4 protein-coding genes are annotated in these 3,408 nt (G+C 56.8%); all 4 read left to right on the top strand.

The features are described 5' to 3' along the window. A partial coding sequence (locus FEM54_RS28150; protein ID WP_138453816.1) for an HlyD family type I secretion periplasmic adaptor subunit occupies positions 1-1,081 on the top strand: 1,081 nt, incomplete at its 5' end. 70 nt (positions 1,082-1,151) lie between these two features. Then, the gene (locus tag FEM54_RS28145) at positions 1,152-2,321 is read left to right on the top strand and encodes an EAL domain-containing response regulator (protein WP_171045925.1); all 1,170 of its coding nucleotides are present in this window, start codon (positions 1,152-1,154) and stop codon (positions 2,319-2,321) included. A gap of 133 nt (positions 2,322-2,454) precedes the next feature. Beyond that, positions 2,455-3,081, top strand: a complete 627-nt coding sequence (locus FEM54_RS28140) for a response regulator transcription factor (protein ID WP_065944100.1) — start codon at positions 2,455-2,457, stop codon at positions 3,079-3,081. Further along, the coding region (locus FEM54_RS28135) for a type 2 periplasmic-binding domain-containing protein (RefSeq protein WP_138453814.1) at positions 3,082-3,408 on the top strand (327 nt) is incomplete at its 3' end.

Genomic DNA, 3,408 nt, shown 5'->3' with positions numbered 1-3,408 from the left:
CCTGGGCACCTGGGCGTGGCTGGGGCGGCTCGATGAAGTGTCCAAGGGCGACGGCAAGGTCATTCCCAGTTCCCATGAGCAAGTCATTCAATCACTGGAAGGCGGCATCCTGGCAGAGCTTAACGTTGCCGAAGGTGACCTGGTGGAGCAGGGGCAAGTGTTGGCCCAGCTCGACCCGACGAAGTCCGAATCGAATGTCGAGGAGAGCGCTGCGCGCTACCGGGCTGTCCTGGCCAGCGCCACACGGTTGCAGGCGGAGGTGGACGGTAAACCACTGAGTTTTCCTGACGAACTGCAGGCCTACCCCGAGCTGATCAAACGCGAAACCAGGCTGCATCAGGAGCGTATCAGCCGGCTCAAGGAATCCCTGGCTGGGGTGAACGATTCGCTCAGGTTGGTCGACCGTGAGCTGAAAATCACCCAGTCACTGGCCAAGACCGGCGCTGCCAGCAACGTCGAAGTGATTCGCCTGCAGCGTCAGCGCAGTGAGTTGCAACTCAAGGCTACCGAACTGCGTTCTTCCTATCAGGTGCAGGCGGGGGAAGAGTTGGCCAAGGCGCGCTCTGAGGTTAGCTCGTTGAGTTCGGTGATTCGTGGGCGGGAAGATTCGTTGACGCGCCTGACTGTCCTGTCGCCGGTTCGCGGCATCGTCAAGGGCATCGAGGTGACGACCATTGGCGGTGTCATTTCGCCTAACGGCAAGTTGATGCAGATCGTGCCGCTGGATGATCAGTTACTGATCGAGACGCGCATTTCACCCAGGGATATTGCCTTCATCCACCCGGACCAGGCCGCCAAGGTGAAACTCACTGCGTATGACTATTCGATCTATGGCGGGCTGGACGGCAAGGTGGTGACGATTTCTCCAGACACCATCCAGGACAAGGTCAAGCCGGAGAATTACTACTACCGGGTGTTCATCCAGACGGACGCCAACGTGCTCACCAACAAGGCCGGTGAGCGCTTCGCCATTGTGCCCGGGATGATCGCAACGGTGGACATCAAGACCGGCTCCAAGACCGTGCTGGACTACCTGGTCAAGCCGTTCAACAAGGCTCAGGAGGCCATGCGGGAACGCTGAGCCTGGCGTGTCTATTCAAACCTCTCCTTTAAAGTCGAATCGGTTGAAGAATATGTTTCCTGATTGTGTTGTGGTCATTGAACATCATGCGTTCCAGCGTGCCGTGCTGGTCAAGGCCCTCGGCAATCTGGGGGTCGGCAATGTGCTATCGGCCAGCGATGCTGAGCAGGCTATTAGCCTGCTAAACCAGCTGCCCAAGGTCGATATCGTTTTTTTCGACCTGGCCGACGGTTCGATCAACCACTCTGCGTTCCTGAAAGTGGCCGGCGAGTTGGGAAACGTCCAGACGTTGGTGGCCTACAGCGAGTTGCAGGCTGATCTTTATCGCACCGTGAAGCAGATGAAGACGCTGTCGGGCCTGAAGTTATTGGGCATTCTGGACAAGCCGCTGGACATGCAGGATTTGCAGCGGTTATTGGAAAATTTCAAGCTGCGCCACCATGTCTTGATGGCGCCCGACCTGTCGGTACCTGAACTGATCCCTGAAGACCAGGTGCGACACGGTTTGGCGGTGGGTGCATTCGAGGCCTGGTACCAACCAAAATTCGATCTTGTCGAGCGCCGGCTGTTCGGCGTTGAAGCGCTGGTGCGCTGGCGTCACCCCACACGGGGGATGTTGCTGCCCCGTGATCTGTTAGGCGCCGTACTGGCCTATGACTTGATTGATGAGATGCTCAAGCAACTGCTCGACCAAGGTATTGCGTTGCTGCTGCAGTTGCGCGCGCAAGGTATTGACCTGGGAATGGCGTTCAACCTGACAGCCTCCCAGCTGGTTCGAAATGACTTGGTTGACTACATTATTCAATGCTTGCAAGGGTACGACCTGCCAGGTTCGGGCCTGACATTCGAAGTCGCTGAAAGCAGCCTGCTGGACCTGCCTGCATCGGCATTGGCAAACCTTCTGCGCTTGCGCGAGGCGGGGTGTGGGTTGTCGATCGATGACTTTGGCCTGGGTTTTTCCTCACTACGGTTGCTGGCGCAGCTGCCCTTCAACCAGATCAAGCTCGACGGCGTGTTCGTTCAGGACCTTGCCAATCCGGGTAACCGGGCCGTCGTCGCGAGCAGTCTCGCGCTGACCCGAGCCTTGCAGATGGACCTGATTATCGAGGGGGTTGGCAGCCAACCGGCGCTCGATACACTGATTGACCTGGGCTGCCATTTTGGCCAGGGTTTTCACTTGGCGGTGCCCATGCCCGGTGCTGACTTTTGCTGTTGGTTGGAGCACTACCGAAACGGGTAGGGCTTGCTGGCGCAGTCAGGCCATTAAAATATTTCAGGCCTGTGTTTTGTCGACGTGAAACTGAGCTACCGTAATAGTTTGACGTGCCGGTCTCGCAGATGCTGCTCCTTATGCTGATGAAAAAGAGGTTTGTATGTTGAAAGCATTAATCGTCGACGACCATCCGTTTATTCGCTCGTCTGTAAAAATGCTCCTCAAGGCCGGGCAGGTGGAAGTGGTGGCCGAAGCGGAGAATGGCGTCGAGGCGGTTTACCTGGCTCGCAAGCACGTGCCGGACTTGATCGTGCTGGATATATCGATGCCACTGCTCGACGGCCTGGAGGTCATCAGTCGCATTTGCGCCTTGGACCTGCCGATCAGAATCCTCGTGTTGACCTCGCTGGACGCGACCTTTTATGCCCATCGCTGCATGACCATCGGCGCGTCCGGTTACGTCTCCAAAAGCGATGATCTTGAGGAACTCATGCGTGCCGTTAAAGTAATTCGCGAGGGCTTCAGTTATTTTCCTGTGCTCTCCAACAGCTCGGTGCGCCCGGTCGATAACCAGACCCCTGAGCATGAGCTGATTCAGCAGTTGTCCAATCGGGAGCTGGCCATTCTGCAGCAGCTTGCCCGTGGTTACAGCAACAAGGAAATCGGTGACGCTATGTTGTTGAGCAACAAGACGATCAGCACCTATAAAACTCGGCTGATTGAAAAGCTCAAGGTCAAGTCGGTGGTCTATCTGGCCGACTTTGCCAAACGTCATCACCTGATCTGAATGAGGCGCCTGTCGGGTTACTTCATTTTTTTCCTTTGTTTGGGAGTACTCGGCCAGTCCCATGGCGCCGAGCAGGCCTTTGAGTCGTTGACCTTGCTGGGGCGTGAGCCTACCGCTGATTTTGACGTTGAACTGCAGAACCATGACTGGCGGTGGCTACGCACTAAAAAGGTCCTGGTGATCGGTACAGCGCGCAGCGATCCGGCACCCTTGGTGGTGTCGTCTGACCCAGCCGATTTCGAGGGGGTGACGGCTGATTACGTCGGGCTGCTGGCTGCTGTGTTAGGCGTTGATGTTCAGATCCGGCGTTATGACAACAGGGACCTG

The organism is Pseudomonas edaphica (assembly GCF_005863185.1).
Classification (GTDB): domain Bacteria; phylum Pseudomonadota; class Gammaproteobacteria; order Pseudomonadales; family Pseudomonadaceae; genus Aquipseudomonas; species Aquipseudomonas edaphica.
This window is presented reverse-complemented; position numbering and strand designations above follow the sequence as displayed.

Bases quoted from the DNA above. Each gene is read 5' to 3' on its own strand.
- FEM54_RS28140 (WP_065944100.1), top strand. From the start codon at position 2,455: ATGTTGAAAGCATTAATCGTCGACGACCATCCGTTTATTCGCTCGTCT.